Origin of the sequence: Verrucomicrobium sp. BvORR106, from assembly GCF_000739655.1 — a bacterium.
GTDB lineage: Bacteria > Verrucomicrobiota > Verrucomicrobiia > Verrucomicrobiales > Verrucomicrobiaceae > Verrucomicrobium.
Map to the genome: position 1 here is coordinate 49,368 of NZ_BATR01000081.1, position 14,975 is coordinate 64,342.

Genomic DNA, 14,975 nt, shown 5'->3' on the forward strand with positions numbered 1-14,975 from the left:
AAAGATCATGGAACATTCCCCACAACTCGACCAACTCGCCGCCGCATTGGCAAAGGCCCAGGCCGCCGGCTTGGTGGCCGTGAAGGGCAGTACAAACACGCACCTCAAGGCGGACTACGCCGACATCCTCGCCGTGTGGGAGTGCATCCGGCCGCAGCTCGCTGCCCACGGTCTTGCCTTCTCGCAATTCCCCGGTGCGGTCCGTGAGGTGGAGCGCGGTCTGCCCCGCCTTTCTGTGACGAACATGCTGCTGCACGAGAGCGGGCAGTTCATCTCCGGCATCATGGAAATGCCCGTCGGTGACCACAAGGGGCTGAACGCTGCACAGTGCTTTGGCCTGGTGCTAACCTATGCCCGCCGATACGGCCTCCTGGCCGTGCTGGGAGTGGCCACCGGTGATGATGAAGACGCGCAGCGCGCATTCCCCAAAGAGCGGGAACCGGAACCGCCAACGAACAAGACTTGGCAGGAGATCTACGAGGCCAGCGAATGGCAGAAGCGCGAGGCTCCCGGCGATGATGCCTGGCGTGAACTGGGCCAGCTGACTCCCGCGGAACTGTGGGAGCACATCAAAAACAACAAGGCCAATGGCTACGGCAATTTGGTGCTCGTGGCCGCTTGTGCTCACGTGCTGGACTACCAGGCGAGGTTGCGTAACCTCGGAGTGCGCGAGGCCCTGATTACCGCCAAGTGGCAGGGGAAACAGATGTACGGCGAGATGACAGCCGAGGAGCTGTTCGCTGCCTGCAAGGTTGTTTCCGCGCTGCCCAAGCTTGAACCGAAGGGAGGGGCTGAGGGATGAGCGCGAAACACACACCAGGGCCGTGGACTTGCACCTTGGCTGTTCATGGGATTGATGGTGGTGAGTATGTGATTGCCGATGTTGCCCCCGATCGCGGAGACCGGTCTCTGGTGATCCACGCGCCAGTTGGCTCAAATGAGCAGGCTGAGGCCAATGCCCGCCTCATCGCGGCAGCGCCTAAGTTGCTGGAGGCTCTGGAGGAGATCAACAAGGTTGCCATCAGGCTTCCTTTTGGACTTCGTGAACAAGCCGTTGCTGCCATCGCCAATGCGAAAGGAGAAGCGCTGTGATCTCCGTCGCCGTGCCAACTGAGGCTGCACCGGCCCCCAAGCAGCCGACCTGCCCGAGCTTCACGGAGTACTTCGACGTGAACACGCCTCTGCCTGGCAAGCGGTCCGCGGAGTTCGGCGGGTACATCCTTGACTGTCCAGAGCCCGCCTATCGCTCGTGGCCTGGGGTGAATGCGTCAGTGCTGAAGGAGCGCACACCCTGCGAAATGCTTCACAACATGATGGCTTCGCCAAAGTCCACCGCGGCCCTCACTGAAGGCACGCTGCTGCACTGGGCGGTGTTGGAACAGTGGAGGTTCGCGGCATGGCGGGATCATATGGTGGTGAGCCCTACCAAGGGACTCGACACCAAGGCCGCAGAAGAGGTCCGTTTCGCCAATCCCGGCAAGCTGGTAGTGACAGACGAGTTGGTCATCCAGGCCAACAAGTGCATGGATGCGGTGCGAGCCAATGATCGCGCCATGGCGTGGCTGTCCGGCATTGATCCCGACCACGGCAACGCGCCCAAGTCGCCCGTCGCACGGGAGGCGACCGGGGTGGTGTGGGATGGTCAGCATGGTGTGTGGCGGAAGATCCGCGTGGACCTCTATCCGGCCGTCCATCGTGTGATGCTCGACGTGAAGACCTCCGCAGCGCCGCTCTCGCAGTGGTTCAAGGAATGCCTGAAGTGGGGATACTTCGACCAAGCAGCCTGGTACCTGGACACGCACTATCGCCTCACGGGAGAATGGCGCGCCTGGCTGTGGATTGTGGTCACCAAATCCGAGCCGTTCATGTGCCGAGTGTTCCGCCTCACGACTCCGAAGCCAACGGATCCGCTCTACGCCGAGAGCAGCTATTGCAAAGCTCGGCAGCGGCTGGGACTTGATCCAGTGCCTCCAAATGGGGGCTTCAAGCTCGGCCGCCTGCAGATGTTCCTCAACTCTGCCCGTGAAACCGAGCAGCTGCGTTCGCTCGGTGTGGAAATGCACCCACGGCTACTGCGCCAGACTTGGCCCGCCTACGAGGACGAGACCCCCGAGTACGAGATCTTTTGACACTTCACCCCAAACAACAAGCAAACGGACATGCCCAAGAAACCAGAACCTACAAACGTACTCACGTTGACCATCGCGCCAACGCTGGTGCCCACAGCCTACCGTGAAGTCACCGAGAGTCGCGTGCTCAAAGTGAAACTCTCTCCCAAGGAGTTGGAGGAAAATACCCAGGAACTTGCCCGTTCCGTGAATGACATCCAGAGAATCGAGGAGGAGAAGAAGTCCTCTGCGAGCCGGTACAAAGCTGAGATCGAAGAGAAGCAGGCTCGGCAAGGCCGTTTGTCCCAGCTCATCCAAGATGGTTGGGATGAACGCGGCGTGAAATGTCATTGGCACTTCGAGTGCTCTGGCAAGGATGCCGACGGCAACCTCATCTACCACCCGGAGATGAAGGCGCTGGTCCGCTCCGACACTGGCGAGGTGGTTGAGACCAAGTCGATGAGCGAGACCGACTTCGAAAACAAGGAACTGGCGCTCACCGACAAGAAGACCGGCGACAACGACGACGGTGCAATCGACGAGGGCGAGTAGCCCATATGTGGACGCCGACAAGACAGGCGTGACAGGCCGGAGAGCGACGGCCAGCCGCCCCTATCAAAGACCGAGCTATGCCTGCATCCTGCCTTACACCTGTTCCCGACCCGGCCCCGCCCATGGCGCTGCCGGATGGAATGACTGTCACTCCACTGCGCGAAAAGTGGACGCGTGAAGGAGTGATGTGGTTCCGCGAACTGCGGGTGCCGATTCCTGCAGACTGGGCCATGAAGGCCATGTGGAAGCAGCACAAGTCCGAATTTGTAGCACGCGGGTTCTCTATCCGTCAGCACAATGGAGCCTGGTTCCTTCAGCAGTGGCTGATCAAAGCCGAAGAGGACTACACTCTCACGCAAGTCGGCCAGCGCATGCTCAACGCGCTCATTTGCCCGGACGAACTGGCGCTTGATGAAGCCGAGCCAGAAGAGATGCAGCTGGAGGCGCTGCCCTACGGCTACGAAGAGAAGCTGTTCGACTACCAAGTCCAGCCCGCCCGCCAGCTGTTCCGCGCGCTGATGAGTGGTGAGAAGGAGTGGGGATACCCAGGTGCCTGGGACTGCTCCGACCTTGGGACGGGCAAGACCTATCAGGCACTGGCGGCCGCCTTGGCCACCGGGCTTGAGGTTGGTATCATTTGCCCTCTCTCGGTGATTCCTGCTTGGCAGAAGGCTTTCCGGCACTTTGGCCAATGCCCGCGGTTCATCCGCAACTACGAGAGCCTGCGGACGGGGAAGCGGGACTACGTCAGCATCGAACCGTTCGTGTCGTCGTCCACCGGGAAGAGTGGCAAGCGGTTTCGCTGGAACCTCGAACCCAAAGACACGTGCCTCCTGTTCGATGAAGCGCATACGATCAAGAACTCGGGGACGCGCAACCAAGCCCTGGCCATTGCAGCGATTCGTCAGCGGTTTCCGCTCGTGTGCATCAGTGGGACCCTCGCCAGCGATCCCACACACATGCGCGCCACTGGCCGCGTGGTGGGGCTGCACCTGGGTGGCAATGGCGAGAAGAGCGATTGGACGCGGTTCCTAAAAGAGAATGGCTGCGAGGTAGCCGGGGGCGCGACCTATTTCATCGGCGGCCGTCGCGGTCGTGCGATCCTGGCGAACATCAATCGCATGGTGTTTCCCCGTCGCGGGGCCCGCACCAAGATTGCTGACCTGGGCGATCGGTTCCCTGAAACCCAGATCATGGCGGAGGCCTTCGATACGGGCGAGACCGCGAAGATCAGCGCCGCCTACAAAGAAGCGCAGCGCACGATTCAAACCCTCGAGTCCCAAGGCAAGCCAGAGCACGAGGTGCGCATGCTGAAGGCCAGCGCCTATCTGAAGGCCTGGCATGATTCGGAGCGCCTCAAGGTGCCCGCCATCGTGGACATGGTGAAGCAGGAGATCGAAGAGGGGCGAAGCGTCGCCATCTTCGTGAACTTCACCGATGTGCGGGAGGCCCTGATGAAGGCCCTCAAGTCCGGATGCGCCATCTTCGGTGGGCAGCCCGGGCACCTCCGCCAGCGGGCCATTGAAGAGTTTCAAGACTCGCGATCTCGCGTGATCATCGCCAACATCGATGCCGGAGGGGTGGGGGTGTCATTGCATGATGAACTCGGAGAGCATCCTCGAACCGCGATCATCCTGCCCACCAACAAGGTCACCTCTTTGACCCAAGCGCTGGGCCGTGTGCACCGGGCTGGTGGCAAGAGCCGTTCCCGTCAGATGATCTTCTTCGCGGCCGGAACCATTGAAGAACAGATCTGCGATGCCGTGCGCGCCAAGATGGGAAACATCGCGTCCCTCAATGATGGGGACCTCAACCCGGAGGCAAAGTTCTAGGGCATGAGCAGCGTCGAACAACGTCGCGAGGCCTATCTCGCATTCCTGCGTTCCAAGATGCCCCGGGCGGAGGAAGTAGGCTTCGAACCCCCATCACCGCCGCACGAGTCGCTAATGGGGCATCAGGTGGACATGGCCACCTGGGCATGCCGTGGCGGTCGTAGGGCGGTGTTTGCTTCCTTCGGTCTTGGAAAGACGCGGGTGCACATCCAGATCGCCAAATGGGTGGTGCAGCACACGCAGGGTCGGTTCCTGATTATCTGCCCGCTCGGCGTGCGACAGGAGTTCACGCTGAATGACGGGCCAGCCATGGGTGCAGTGATTCGCTTCGTGCGAACCAACGCGGAAGTGGCTGAGCATCCTCAGGGGCAGATCTTCATCACCAACTACGAGAGCGTTCGTGACGGGAAGATCGACGTCACCCAGTTCGATGGCGCCGGATTGGATGAGTCGAGCGTGTTGCGTTCGTTTGGCAGCAAGACTTATCAGACCTTCCTTTCGCTGTTCAAGTCGGTCCGGTACCGGTTCGTTTTCACGGCCACCCCCAGCCCGAACCGCTACAAGGAACTGATCCACTATGCCGGTTTTCTTGGCGTGATGGACACGGGGGAAGCCCTGACGCGCTTCTTCCAGCGGGACAGCTCGCAGGCAAACAACCTCACGCTCTACCCTCACATGGAGCGGGTGTTCTGGCACTGGATGCATTCTTGGGCCTGCTTCGTACAGCGCCCCTCTGATCTCGGCTGGCCTGATGAAGGATATGCACTGCCGGAAATGAAGGTGCATTGGCACCGGGTGGATGTGAACCACCGGGAGGCCTGGCAGCAGGTCGATTCCTGGGGACAGCGCCAGTTGCTACGCGACGATGCTCAGGGCCTGCGGGAATCTGCGCAAGCCAAGCGCGAATCTATCGTGGCGCGGGTCGCTAGGGCCAAAGAGCTGATGCAGCAAAATACCATCGTCGACGTCGACGATGTTCGGCACTGGATCATCTGGCACGATCTCGAAGATGAGCGCCGCGAGATCGAGAAGCAGGTGCCCGATGCCGTAACCGTGTACGGTTCCCAAGAGCTCGACCTGCGCGAGGATCGCATCATGGGATTCGCCCGCGGCGAGTTCCCCATCCTCGCCACCAAGCCGGTGATCGCTGGTTCGGGTTGCAACTTCCAGCGTCACTGTGCGGACGCGATCTTCATTGGGGTGGGGTACAAGTTCAACGACTTCATCCAAGCGATTCACCGCATCTACCGCTTCCAGCAAACGCGGGTGGTGAACATTCACATCATTCACCTGGCCAGTGAGGACGCCATCGTCGCTGAGCTGCAGGCCAAGTGGCGGTGCCATGACGAGCTGATGGTTCGCATGACCGAGATCCTTCGTGAGAACTCCCTTTCAGCAATATGACATTCACACGACAACTCATCACCGGGGAGGCGCGAGCGGAGGTCCGCGGCCAGCGGTTCCGATGCATCAACAACGACTGCGTCCTGGAGATGCAGACGATGGAGGAAAACAGCGTCGACATGGCACTGACTTCCATCCCGTTCGGCAACCAATACGAGTATAGCCCGACCTTCAACGACTTCGGTCACTGCCCGGGGGATGCGATGTTCTTCGAGCAGATGGGCTTTCTCACTCCGGAACTGCACCGAGTACTTCGCCCCGGCCGCATCGCTGCTGTCCACGTGAAGGACCGTATCATGTTTGGAAACGTCACCGGGTTGGCAGTGCCGACGGTTAACCCGTTCAGCGACCACACCACGACAGCATTCCGCAAGGCAGGCTTCGTGCTCTTGGCCCGGATCACGATCGACACGGATGTGGTTCGTGAGAACAACCAGACCTACCGCCTCGGCTGGTCGGAGAACGCCAAAGACAGTTCCAAGATGGGCGCGGGCATGCCTGAATACGTACTCGTCTTCCGAAAGCTGCCCAGCGACTTGAGCAACGCCTATGCGGATGTCCCAGTGACCAAAGACAAGGCGGAGTACACGCGAGCTGACTGGCAGATCGATGCGGCGGGGCTGTGGCGTTCTGACGGCAACCGCTTGCCGGATCCGGAACTGCTACAGCACATGCCCTTGGAGGACATCAAGCGACTCTGGGTGCGCTATTGCGAGAGCGGGGGATACAACCACGCCGAGCATGTGGAACTCGCCAAGGCGCTGGAATCACGTGGGAAGCTGCCTTCGTCGTTCATGCTCTTCCCGGCCGTCAGCCGCCACCAGGACATCTGGACGGACATCGCAAGGATGCGGACGCTCAACACCGAGCAGTCTCGCAGGAACCAAGAGCAGCACGTCTGCCCCCTTCAGTTGGACATCATCAAACGACTGATCCGTCGCTACACCAACCTCGGTGAGACGGTGCTCGATCCCTTCGGAGGGATCGGCTCGACCGTCTACCAGGCCTTGCAGCTTGGGCGCTGCGGTGTTGGCATCGAACTCAATGCGGACTATTGGCGCTGCGCCGTGGCCTACTGCCAGATGGCAGAAGCTGAGCAATGCGCTCCGACGCTCTTCGACCTCACCGAACTGGAGAGGGGGCAAGCAGCGTGAAGAGCAACGAAGTTTGCATGAGCTATCCCAAAGCATTGGGGGCAGCGTTCCGGGCGTTTGTCGTCAACAACGGGTACACGTATCAGGAGAAGCCGAGCGCCAAGCGGTTCTTTGATGCCTTCACTTCGGGGGAGTGGAAGCGCAAGCCCAAGAAATTGCGCCCAGTAGTGAAGCACAAGGAGTTCCCAGGCGGACAAACCGCCGCGGTGGTTTCGGGCTGGGCCTATGCGGTGCTCTCCCAACGCAGCAAGCACTACAAGACTTTCGGCCACCTCATCCAGGACATTCTGGCCGGGAACTGGGAGAAACAACAACAAGACACCTCATCCGAATGACCTTTCCTGAAACCCGAACCATCGAGGCTCTGCGTGACCTCCCGCATCTGAGCGGTTCAACCCTCGATGCTGCTCACCAGTATCTTGCTGGGCCCGGCGAATGGAAAGCGGATCTCGCTCTCGGGCCTGTGGCCGCGATGAACGGTCAGCCGACCGACGACCCCAGCGAGTTCTACCGACAATACCGCGAGGCCAAAGCCCTCTGCGAAACCCTCACCGACGCAGTGCAAGCGCACTGGGTACAACTCATCGAAGCCAAAGCAGTCTGACCATGAATCAACAACTCTCATTCTTCATTCCGGGTGTTCCGGCACCGGGCGGATCCAAACGATTCGTCGGTTTCGGCAAGAAAACGAAGCGTGCCATCCTCATCGATGATGCCGGGCAGCGGAACAAAGACTGGCGGACTGCAGTCGGCTGGGCAGCACACGAGCACTTCAAAGGCGAGGTGCTTACCGGTGCCTTGAAGGTGACGTTCACGTTCTTCATGCCGCGGCCCAAGGGGCATCACGGGAAGCGTGGACTTCGCCCGTCAGCGCCAACTTTCCCCATCACCAAGCCCGATGCTCTCAAGCTGGCGCGGTCCACCGAAGACGCCCTGACAGGGATTGTTTGGCGGGATGACGCTCAGGTGGTCGATGGCGGGCAAAAAAAACGCTACGCGGACACCTGCTCTGCGGGGTGCTTGGTGGAGATCGAGGAGCTCAGCAACAACGGAGGTTTGGAGCTGTGATCGCTCGGCAATCAACGCTCTTTGAGAGCCAGCGCACGTCGCTTGAGGATTCCATTGTCACAACTGCCGCAAGCTTGAATGCCTATGGCATGGCCTATAAGCATTGGGCCATTGGCTTCAGTGGAGGCAAAGACTCTTCCACGGTGCTCTCTGTCGTAATCTGGCTGATCGAGACAGGCCGGGTGAAGGCTCCAGAGAGTCTGACAGTGCTCATGTCGGACACTCGATTGGAGATGCCGCCGCTATTCGCGACCGCTCAAAAGATTCTGCAAGAGGTGAGAGATCGCGGTCATAAGGCCCAGTTGGTGCAGCCCACATTGGACGACCGCTTCTTCGTCTACATGTTCGGTCGCGGGGTTCCTCCGCCCAGCAACACCTTCCGCTGGTGTACTCCTCAGCTGAAGATTGAGCCGATGGTGGGCGCTCTCAAGGCCCTCCGTGATCATTATGGGCAGAAGTTCCTCATGCTCACTGGGGTGAGGATTGGCGAGAGCGCAGCGCGTGATGCGCGTATCGCAGTTTCGTGCGGAAAGAACAATTCGGAATGCGGTCAGGGATGGTTCCAAGAGTCTACGCCCGAGGCGGTGGCTGATACGTTGGCGCCCATCCTGCACTGGAGACTTTGCCAGGTGTGGGACTGGCTGACGGGATTGGTGCCCGAGGGTTACGATCATGGTTTCTCCACGAAACTGATCGCGTCCGTGTATGGGCAAGATGAAGACCTGGAGACCCATGCCCGCACCGGCTGCATTGCTTGCAATCTGGCAAGCCGGGATGTCGCTCTGGAGAACATCATCGCAAGGCCTCAATGGCGATACCTTGCACCACTCCTTGAGCTTCGCCCACTCTATGCCGAGCTGAAAAAGCCGCACAACCGGCTGCGCAAAGACGGCACCGAGACGCGCCGCGATGGCTCTCTGGTGTCCAATCCCTGCCGCATGGGTCCGTTGACCTTCGAAGCGCGTCTCTGGGCTCTGGATCGTGTCCTGGATATTCAGGCGCGAGCTCGTGTCGACCTCATCAACGCCGAAGAAGAAGCTCGAATCCGGGAACTCATCGCCCTGCAGACCTGGCCGCGGGGATGGGACGGCACCGAACCTCTCGCCTCCCTGCCTTTTGACAACGTGTTCCCTGACGGAAGCAAACAACCCAACCTCATCTGACCTATGGACATCATCCAAGCTGACACCGTACTACGCTGCAAACGCGCCTTCTTGGGCCGGGCGCAGGATCTCCATGACAAGCAAAAGTTCAAGGGCCGCGAGATTTTGGCTGGGATGGCCCTCGCCCTGGGCGAGATGGCGGCCATCCTCAATCCCGCTGCCAACGCATCGGAGGCGAAGGAGGCGCTGATGCAGGCTGTTGCCCGAGGCTTTGACGTCGCAACGGAGGAGCGAGGAGGTCAATCTGTACCTTCGAAGGGACAGGGAAACAGTGGAGGGATTGCCCCATGATCGCCCCGCTTGCCATCACGGAACATGCCTATGACCGCGCCAAAAAGCGGCTTGGGCTGGATAGGGCGGCGACTGAACGCGAAGTGGAGAAGGTGTTTGCAACTGGTCTTCGCCATGGAGAGACAGGTGGGAAGCTCAATCGCTATCTTACACGTCTCTACCTCGAGCATGGTACTGCGGACAATCTTCGCATTCACAGTGAACACGTCTTTGTCTTCAGTGGCCATGTCCTGATCACGATCCTGCATCTTCCAAACGAGATGAAGCGCGCGGCGTTGGACGCACTGAGCAAGCGAAAGATCGCATCTTGAAGCCGACTTGGAGCCAACTCTGAACTGGGACCCTAGAAACCTCCTGGATCTTGTCCTATCACAACTGCACCGGCGCAAGTCGCTGGTGCTGCTTCACAACAGCAATCACATGGAAGAGTTCAATCAATCTACATCAGACCCCTCTGCGGGGTGCTTCGTTGCCAATGCCGAGTCTCTTTCCTCGGCTGCGGATGTGACTTCGGAGCATCCCGCAGAGGGGTTTTGTTTTCACTGCCAGGCATGAGCAACGCGCTTCTATCCAAGGCCTGGAAGCTTGACATCAAGCCCATGGCAAAGCTCGTCCTCGCTCGATTGGCTGATGCGGCCAATGATGCGGGAGAGTGCTGGCCATCTATCTCTACCCTCACTGAGGAGACATCTCTGGCTCGTTCTTCCGTATGCGAGTGGCTGGCTTGGCTGGAAGAGCGTGGTCTCATTGTTCGATCAAAGGGGCGCACCTCGACTACGTATTGCCTGAATCTCGATGGTCCCTCTACTAAGGCAGATAGTCCGCCACACGGACTACAGGAGTCCGCTACACGGACTAGTCCGCCTCCCGTACTAGTCCGCCACGCGGACCCCTCCAGTCCGCCACACGGACTAGGGGTAGTCCGCCACACGGACCCCCCTAGTCCGCCTGCCGGACACAAACCCAAAGAGAACCCAAATAAGAATCCAAAAGGAACCCAAAGCGACTTGGTGCTTGATCTCGGCACCGAAGAGACTCTTCCCTTCCACTCACCTGAATTCGCGGAAGCCTGGAATGCGTGGGTCGAGGACCGGAAAGAACGTCGCAAAAAGATCACTGAACGGGCAAAGAAGCTCCAGTGGCGTGAGCTTCGCGAAATGGGAGAAGACCGGGCGATCGCGGCCATCTACCACTCAATCAAGAAGGGCTACCAAGGCATTTTTGAACCAAAACACAACGGGCAAAATCATGGAAGCAGCACTGAAAAATCCGAATTCGGTTTCTAAAACCATCACCTGCAAATTCTGCGAGCGCCTGTTTGAGTACGAACCGGTGCTTTTCAATGGTAGGGAAATGTTCCCCTTGGTCTCCTGCTTTGAATGCACAGCCCTGGAAAGTGAAAAAGCTGAAGAAGCGGATCGAGAGCGGAAACATAAAGATCTCTTGCTGTCCTGGGAAAAGATCATCATTGCAGATATCTACAATGAAACTGATCCTTCTCATTCATCTATCAACCCGATCGCGGCGCGACTTTGCCTCCAGTGGAAATTTGAGCGCCGTGGAAAAGGTCTCGGGCTTGTGGGCAAGACTGGTATCGGAAAGACGCGTTGCTTACACTTGGCGTTGAAACAGGCGCATCTGGCTGGCCACTCCTGCTTTGCAGTACGGCACACAACATTTGCTGATGCGGTGGAGGCCAGTTACTCAGATGACAAGCAGGAGAGAGCCAGGGCGGCCGATGTCATCAGGCTGGCTAGATTCTGCGATGTGCTCTTGATGGATGATCTAGGCAAGGCTCGCGCAACCCCATCCAGAGATGAGGCGATTGAAGACCTGATTGAGAGGCGCACTGGTTGCGGCAGGCCAATTCTTTGGAGTGCCAACTCTGGTGGCGAGTGGCTTATTCAAAGGTTCGGTCCAGACCGCGGGCCAGCCATTGTCCGCAGACTCGCCGAGTTCTGTGTGATCCCAAATCTACCCCGGTAATAGCCGCTATCGTGAGGCGCCTGGCTGAGTTCAGCTGGATACCAGAGTGACTAGAGGTCTAACGATCCCTGACAGTTCGAGCCATTCGGAATCTCCGGAAGGCTCACATAAGGTGTGAAGCGCATCGATGGGCCGAGCTAGGAGCTAACCTTTGCCGAAGATCTTGAGCAAAACTTTCAACGGACTCAGGGCCCTGAGCAATGAGAGCGCACCGTCAAAGAGATAAGGGACAATAAATCGGCAGATATGCCAGGCCTTAACAATATTGATGAATGATGGAGTCAGTCCGCGAGCAATCATCTCCCTCTCGTCTTTCTTCAAGTCGGACTGAAGCAGATCAACGTCCTCTCTACAGGCTCTGGGTAACAGGAATCTGAACTTCCCGAGAACATCCAATTTTCGGATCTGCCTAGCACTATCTATCTCTAAACTTCGGAGCGTGAATCGGACAAGCAAGGTTTGCCCTAAAGCACCTAAAACCGTCATCAAGGCGATCCAGCTCGCAGTTTCCACCCATTTCTCCGGCCTGAAAATTACAGCCCCCGCACCCAGAATCATCAGCGAGGCAAGACAACCGCTCATCAACCATAGTAGGAGTCTTTGCCTCATTCGATACTTCTCCGTGAGGAGGCGTAGCTTGTTAAGACGAATTTCTTGTCTGGAGCGAATCACGCAGAGCTCACACAGTTTCGGAACACCATTCATGCCAGCCTCCCTTCTAAAAACCCGAATGGAATCGCATGCGATTCCGCCCCAAGGGCTTTGCGGAACTCGACCAACTTAATCCTAGCCTGAGCGCCTTTGCCGGAAATCTTGAACAGTCGGACGCGCCCATCCCCGTCTTCGTCTTCACGTACGTCAACCCACCCGGCATCCTTCAGTCGACGCATTGTTGTGTAAAGGGTTCCGTAGGACATCGACTTGCCAGTCTCTTTCTCGTAGAGTCTGGCCAAGTCTCGCCCGCTTATTTCTCGGGCCGTGAGCAGCTCAATGAGCGCCCACTCTGTTGGAGATGGCATCTTCATGCCAATAAGTATACAAGACTGCATGGAATGCACAAGTGTATACTTTCCTGGTTCACCCCTTTTTCACAGGACGCAGCCAGTACCCGAGAATGGCTCCAATGGACCCAAACGCCCATTTCTGCGTACCATCGTCGTAGCTGCCAAAGAGAATCACGCCCAAGCAGCACCCCAGAACGGAGAGGGTGACGACTATTCGCATCAGGTCGTCCGTGGAGAGTGGGGCGATGGGAGGCCGCGATTTGCGCGGGGTTGGTGGATTTGCCCTGACAAACATGGCCCGTAGAGTGGGCCGCGCCCCCCAGAAATAAAAAGGGAAAAGTAGCATACACCGCGGCCTCGACCTATTCCGCAGGAGGAAGCTACAAGGGGCTGGGGGCGGCGGCCATTTCGTTCAACTTTTGGTAGAACTAGCTACACATCTGAAGCGCTAAGGTGTGGCGCTCGGCTTGGCCTTGACAATCAAGCGACGGCAACCACCATTTGGTGCATGACCAAACCGAAAGCGGAAAAAGCGGACTCTCCAACTTCTGAAGGCGAGAAGGGCGGTGCGAAGAAGTGTTTTATCGTGACGCCCTTAGGTATGGACTCAAGCGACATCCGCCGTGCTGCAGATGGTCTGATTGATTCGGTGCTTGAGCCAGTTCTACGTGAAAAGGGCTTCATACCTATTCCCCCTCACAAGATCGACGATCCAGGCTCGATCACGAGGTCTGTGGTGCAGCACCTCCTTTTCGATGAGTTGGTCATCGCGAACCTCACGGGACTGAATCCCAATGTTATGTACGAACTCGCCGTGCGCCATTGCACACGAAAACCGGTGATTTGCTTGGCTGAGGACGTGACCAAGCTGCCGTTTGATATCGCGGTAGAGAGAACCATCTTTTACCGGAACGACATGAAGGGGATAATAGAGCTAAGACCCCAGCTCGAACGGATGATTGATGCTGCCATCGCTGATGGTGTCGAAGTGGACAACCCAGTCTACCGTGTTGTGGATGAGACTGTCATCAAATCGACGGGCAAGGTTTCAGACGCCGAAGGATTGTTACTGCGCCGGTTAGACCGCATCGAACAGTTGATGCAGAAGGCAGAAAGAAGCTCTGGGCCACCTGGTTCAAGGGCACTGAATTCTAGGTACGTGAAATTGAGGGTCGATCCTTCCTCTGCTTCACTTGTGTCGCAGGTAATGCTTGGATATCCGAACATCATTTATAATCACAGTACAGACGGTACTTTTGAGGTGTACGGGAATTCAGAACAGCTGAATGATATTCTCGGCATTCTCCACCGTGCGCAGGCAAAATTTGACACTGTGAGAACCGAATAGTGCAATGCCCGCCCTCGCCAACATCCGCCATGAGACCTTCGCCCTGCGGGTAGCCGCCGGGGCGTTGGCAGCTGCCGTCTACAGGGAGCTCTTCCCTCGCTGCTCGGTGGCGGCATCCAATGGCAGCGCGTCGGAACTCCTATCAAACCCAAAGGTTTCTGCCCGGGTAAAAGAGATAAGGGAGGAGATGGCGCAGCAGATGCAGACAGAGGCTTACCTGAGCCTGGACGAGAAGCGGCGAATGCTGGCAGACATTGCCAGGGTGAATGTGGTGACCCTGATGGATGACAAGGGCGCCCTGGACATCTCCAAGGTGAGGCAGCTGCCACCCTGGTGCATGCAGGAGCTGACGATCACGGAGCACGAGCGCACGGACAAGGATGGGAATACCACCACTACCAGGCAGATCCGCGTGAAGATGGTGGACAAGCTCCGGGCCATCGAGCTTGACACCGACCTCGAGGGCACCGGGAAGCCGCCGGTGAACACAAACGCTCGCATTGGGGCCACAAAGCGGGCGAGAGACTTGCTGAAGAAGCTCCCAGGGCATGGTGGGCACCTCATTGAAGCTGAAACCGCAAAATAGGGAGCAAAGAGGCTTTTCGTGTCTGATGCATGGGCAATGTTGCGCCATGAGCAATATATTCTTGGCCTCTGCTGAGGCTCTAGTTACCCTCGATGGGCTGATGAGCGGCATGATCGGCGTTGTGGTTGGGGCAATCGTCAGCTGGCGACAAATGAACGCAGACAGAAGTGCCTCCGCTCGGTCGAACATGGTAAAACTCCTGTTGATCGTTGGTCGCGAGTTGGAGACCACGGATAGGCCAGTCTCCGAGATCCTGAGTGGTCTTCATATCGAACTGCTGGCGGGAAGCTACGAAGTGAGTCGAACGTTTATGTGGGGGAAGCGTAGGCGGTGGGATGAAACTTCAGGCCTTCTCATTGGGAGTATGCGAACGATCTTCAAGGGAGAGGATCGTCCCAGGCACAGTTATTCCTACCCCTCGCGCGAAGACGCCAAGAAGCACGTAGAGGACATGATCGCTCTCCTTGGCTACTGAGCGT

General features: G+C 58.0%; 21 protein-coding genes. 18 read left to right on the forward strand and 3 right to left on the reverse strand.

All coding sequences use genetic code 11. The annotated features are described in order from the left end of the window. The first annotated feature begins 7 nt into the window (after window positions 1-7). From BV106_RS35475 to BV106_RS12260, 15 genes are all read left to right on the forward strand, one after another. The gene (locus BV106_RS35475) at window positions 8-802 is read left to right on the forward strand and encodes an ERF family protein (protein WP_051945690.1); all 795 of its coding nucleotides are present in this window, start codon (window positions 8-10) and stop codon (window positions 800-802) included. A gap of 35 nt (window positions 803-837) precedes the next feature. Beyond that, window positions 838-1,092, forward strand: coding sequence for a hypothetical protein (locus BV106_RS12195; RefSeq protein WP_038164879.1), 255 nt, complete (start codon window positions 838-840; stop codon window positions 1,090-1,092). A gap of 11 nt (window positions 1,093-1,103) precedes the next feature. Beyond that, window positions 1,104-2,129, forward strand: a complete 1,026-nt coding sequence (locus BV106_RS12200; RefSeq protein ID WP_265595605.1) for a PD-(D/E)XK nuclease-like domain-containing protein — start codon at window positions 1,104-1,106, stop codon at window positions 2,127-2,129. 30 nt (window positions 2,130-2,159) lie between these two features. Next, entirely contained in the window at window positions 2,160-2,660 is a 501-nt protein-coding gene (locus BV106_RS12205) for a hypothetical protein (protein ID WP_038164884.1), read from the forward strand. 77 nt (window positions 2,661-2,737) lie between these two features. After that, window positions 2,738-4,492, forward strand: coding sequence for a helicase-related protein (locus BV106_RS12210; RefSeq protein ID WP_265595606.1), 1,755 nt, complete (start codon window positions 2,738-2,740; stop codon window positions 4,490-4,492). A 3-nt stretch (window positions 4,493-4,495) separates the two neighbouring features. Next, entirely contained in the window at window positions 4,496-5,896 is a 1,401-nt protein-coding gene (locus BV106_RS38395; RefSeq protein ID WP_265595607.1) for an SNF2-related protein, read from the forward strand. After that, entirely contained in the window at window positions 5,893-7,050 is a 1,158-nt protein-coding gene (locus BV106_RS38400; RefSeq protein WP_265595608.1) for a DNA methyltransferase, read from the forward strand. The genes BV106_RS38395 and BV106_RS38400 overlap by 4 nt, the downstream gene beginning before the upstream one ends. Window positions 7,051-7,067: 17 nt before the next feature. Then, a complete protein-coding gene (locus BV106_RS12220) occupies window positions 7,068-7,385 on the forward strand; it encodes a hypothetical protein (RefSeq protein WP_038164890.1) in 318 nt (105 codons plus the stop codon). Then, window positions 7,382-7,654 carry a hypothetical protein gene (locus BV106_RS38405; RefSeq protein ID WP_038164893.1) on the forward strand — a complete coding sequence of 91 codons (273 nt, stop codon included), beginning with the start codon at window positions 7,382-7,384 and terminating at the stop codon, window positions 7,652-7,654. Before BV106_RS12220 ends, BV106_RS38405 begins: the two co-directional genes overlap by 4 nt. Window positions 7,655-7,656: 2 nt before the next feature. Then, window positions 7,657-8,118, forward strand: a complete 462-nt coding sequence (locus BV106_RS12230) for a RusA family crossover junction endodeoxyribonuclease (protein ID WP_051945692.1) — start codon at window positions 7,657-7,659, stop codon at window positions 8,116-8,118. An 89-nt stretch (window positions 8,119-8,207) separates the two neighbouring features. Then, window positions 8,208-9,281 carry a phosphoadenosine phosphosulfate reductase family protein gene (locus BV106_RS12240; protein ID WP_265595609.1) on the forward strand — a complete coding sequence of 358 codons (1,074 nt, stop codon included), beginning with the start codon at window positions 8,208-8,210 and terminating at the stop codon, window positions 9,279-9,281. Between the two features lie 3 nt (window positions 9,282-9,284). Continuing rightward, the gene (locus tag BV106_RS12245; RefSeq protein WP_038164896.1) at window positions 9,285-9,572 is read left to right on the forward strand and encodes a hypothetical protein; all 288 of its coding nucleotides are present in this window, start codon (window positions 9,285-9,287) and stop codon (window positions 9,570-9,572) included. Beyond that, window positions 9,569-9,883 carry a hypothetical protein gene (locus BV106_RS12250; protein WP_038164899.1) on the forward strand — a complete coding sequence of 105 codons (315 nt, stop codon included), beginning with the start codon at window positions 9,569-9,571 and terminating at the stop codon, window positions 9,881-9,883. The genes BV106_RS12245 and BV106_RS12250 overlap by 4 nt, the downstream gene beginning before the upstream one ends. A 696-nt stretch (window positions 9,884-10,579) precedes the next feature. Beyond that, window positions 10,580-10,858 (forward strand): hypothetical protein, encoded by a 279-nt coding sequence (locus tag BV106_RS38410; RefSeq protein ID WP_038164902.1) that lies wholly within the window; start codon window positions 10,580-10,582, stop codon window positions 10,856-10,858. Beyond that, window positions 10,821-11,558: an ATP-binding protein gene (locus BV106_RS12260; protein WP_265595610.1), complete on the forward strand. Its 738-nt coding sequence runs from the start codon at window positions 10,821-10,823 to the stop codon at window positions 11,556-11,558. The genes BV106_RS38410 and BV106_RS12260 overlap by 38 nt, the downstream gene beginning before the upstream one ends. Window positions 11,559-11,702: 144 nt before the next feature. Here the strand turns inward: BV106_RS12260 and BV106_RS12265 are convergent, their stop codons facing one another. From BV106_RS12265 to BV106_RS38415, 3 genes are all read right to left on the reverse strand, one after another. Further along, the gene (locus tag BV106_RS12265; protein WP_265595611.1) at window positions 11,703-12,140 is read right to left on the reverse strand and encodes a hypothetical protein; all 438 of its coding nucleotides are present in this window, start codon (window positions 12,138-12,140) and stop codon (window positions 11,703-11,705) included. Between the two features lie 119 nt (window positions 12,141-12,259). Then, a complete protein-coding gene (locus tag BV106_RS12270) occupies window positions 12,260-12,583 on the reverse strand; it encodes a PadR family transcriptional regulator (protein WP_038164912.1) in 324 nt (107 codons plus the stop codon). Between the two features lie 52 nt (window positions 12,584-12,635). After that, window positions 12,636-12,782: a hypothetical protein gene (locus BV106_RS38415; RefSeq protein ID WP_265595612.1), complete on the reverse strand. Its 147-nt coding sequence runs from the start codon at window positions 12,780-12,782 to the stop codon at window positions 12,636-12,638. 288 nt (window positions 12,783-13,070) lie between these two features. On the opposite strand from BV106_RS38415, the gene BV106_RS12280 reads away from it, so the two are divergent. From BV106_RS12280 to BV106_RS12290, 3 genes are read left to right on the forward strand one after another with little or no spacing between them, the layout of a single operon-like run. Further along, window positions 13,071-13,910 carry a hypothetical protein gene (locus BV106_RS12280; RefSeq protein ID WP_051945693.1) on the forward strand — a complete coding sequence of 280 codons (840 nt, stop codon included), beginning with the start codon at window positions 13,071-13,073 and terminating at the stop codon, window positions 13,908-13,910. 4 nt (window positions 13,911-13,914) lie between these two features. After that, window positions 13,915-14,496, forward strand: coding sequence for a hypothetical protein (locus BV106_RS12285; RefSeq protein ID WP_038164918.1), 582 nt, complete (start codon window positions 13,915-13,917; stop codon window positions 14,494-14,496). A gap of 46 nt (window positions 14,497-14,542) precedes the next feature. Continuing rightward, on the forward strand, window positions 14,543-14,971 hold the full coding sequence (locus BV106_RS12290) for a hypothetical protein (RefSeq protein WP_038164921.1): 429 nt from the start codon (window positions 14,543-14,545) through the stop codon (window positions 14,969-14,971). Window positions 14,972-14,975: the final 4 nt, after the last annotated feature.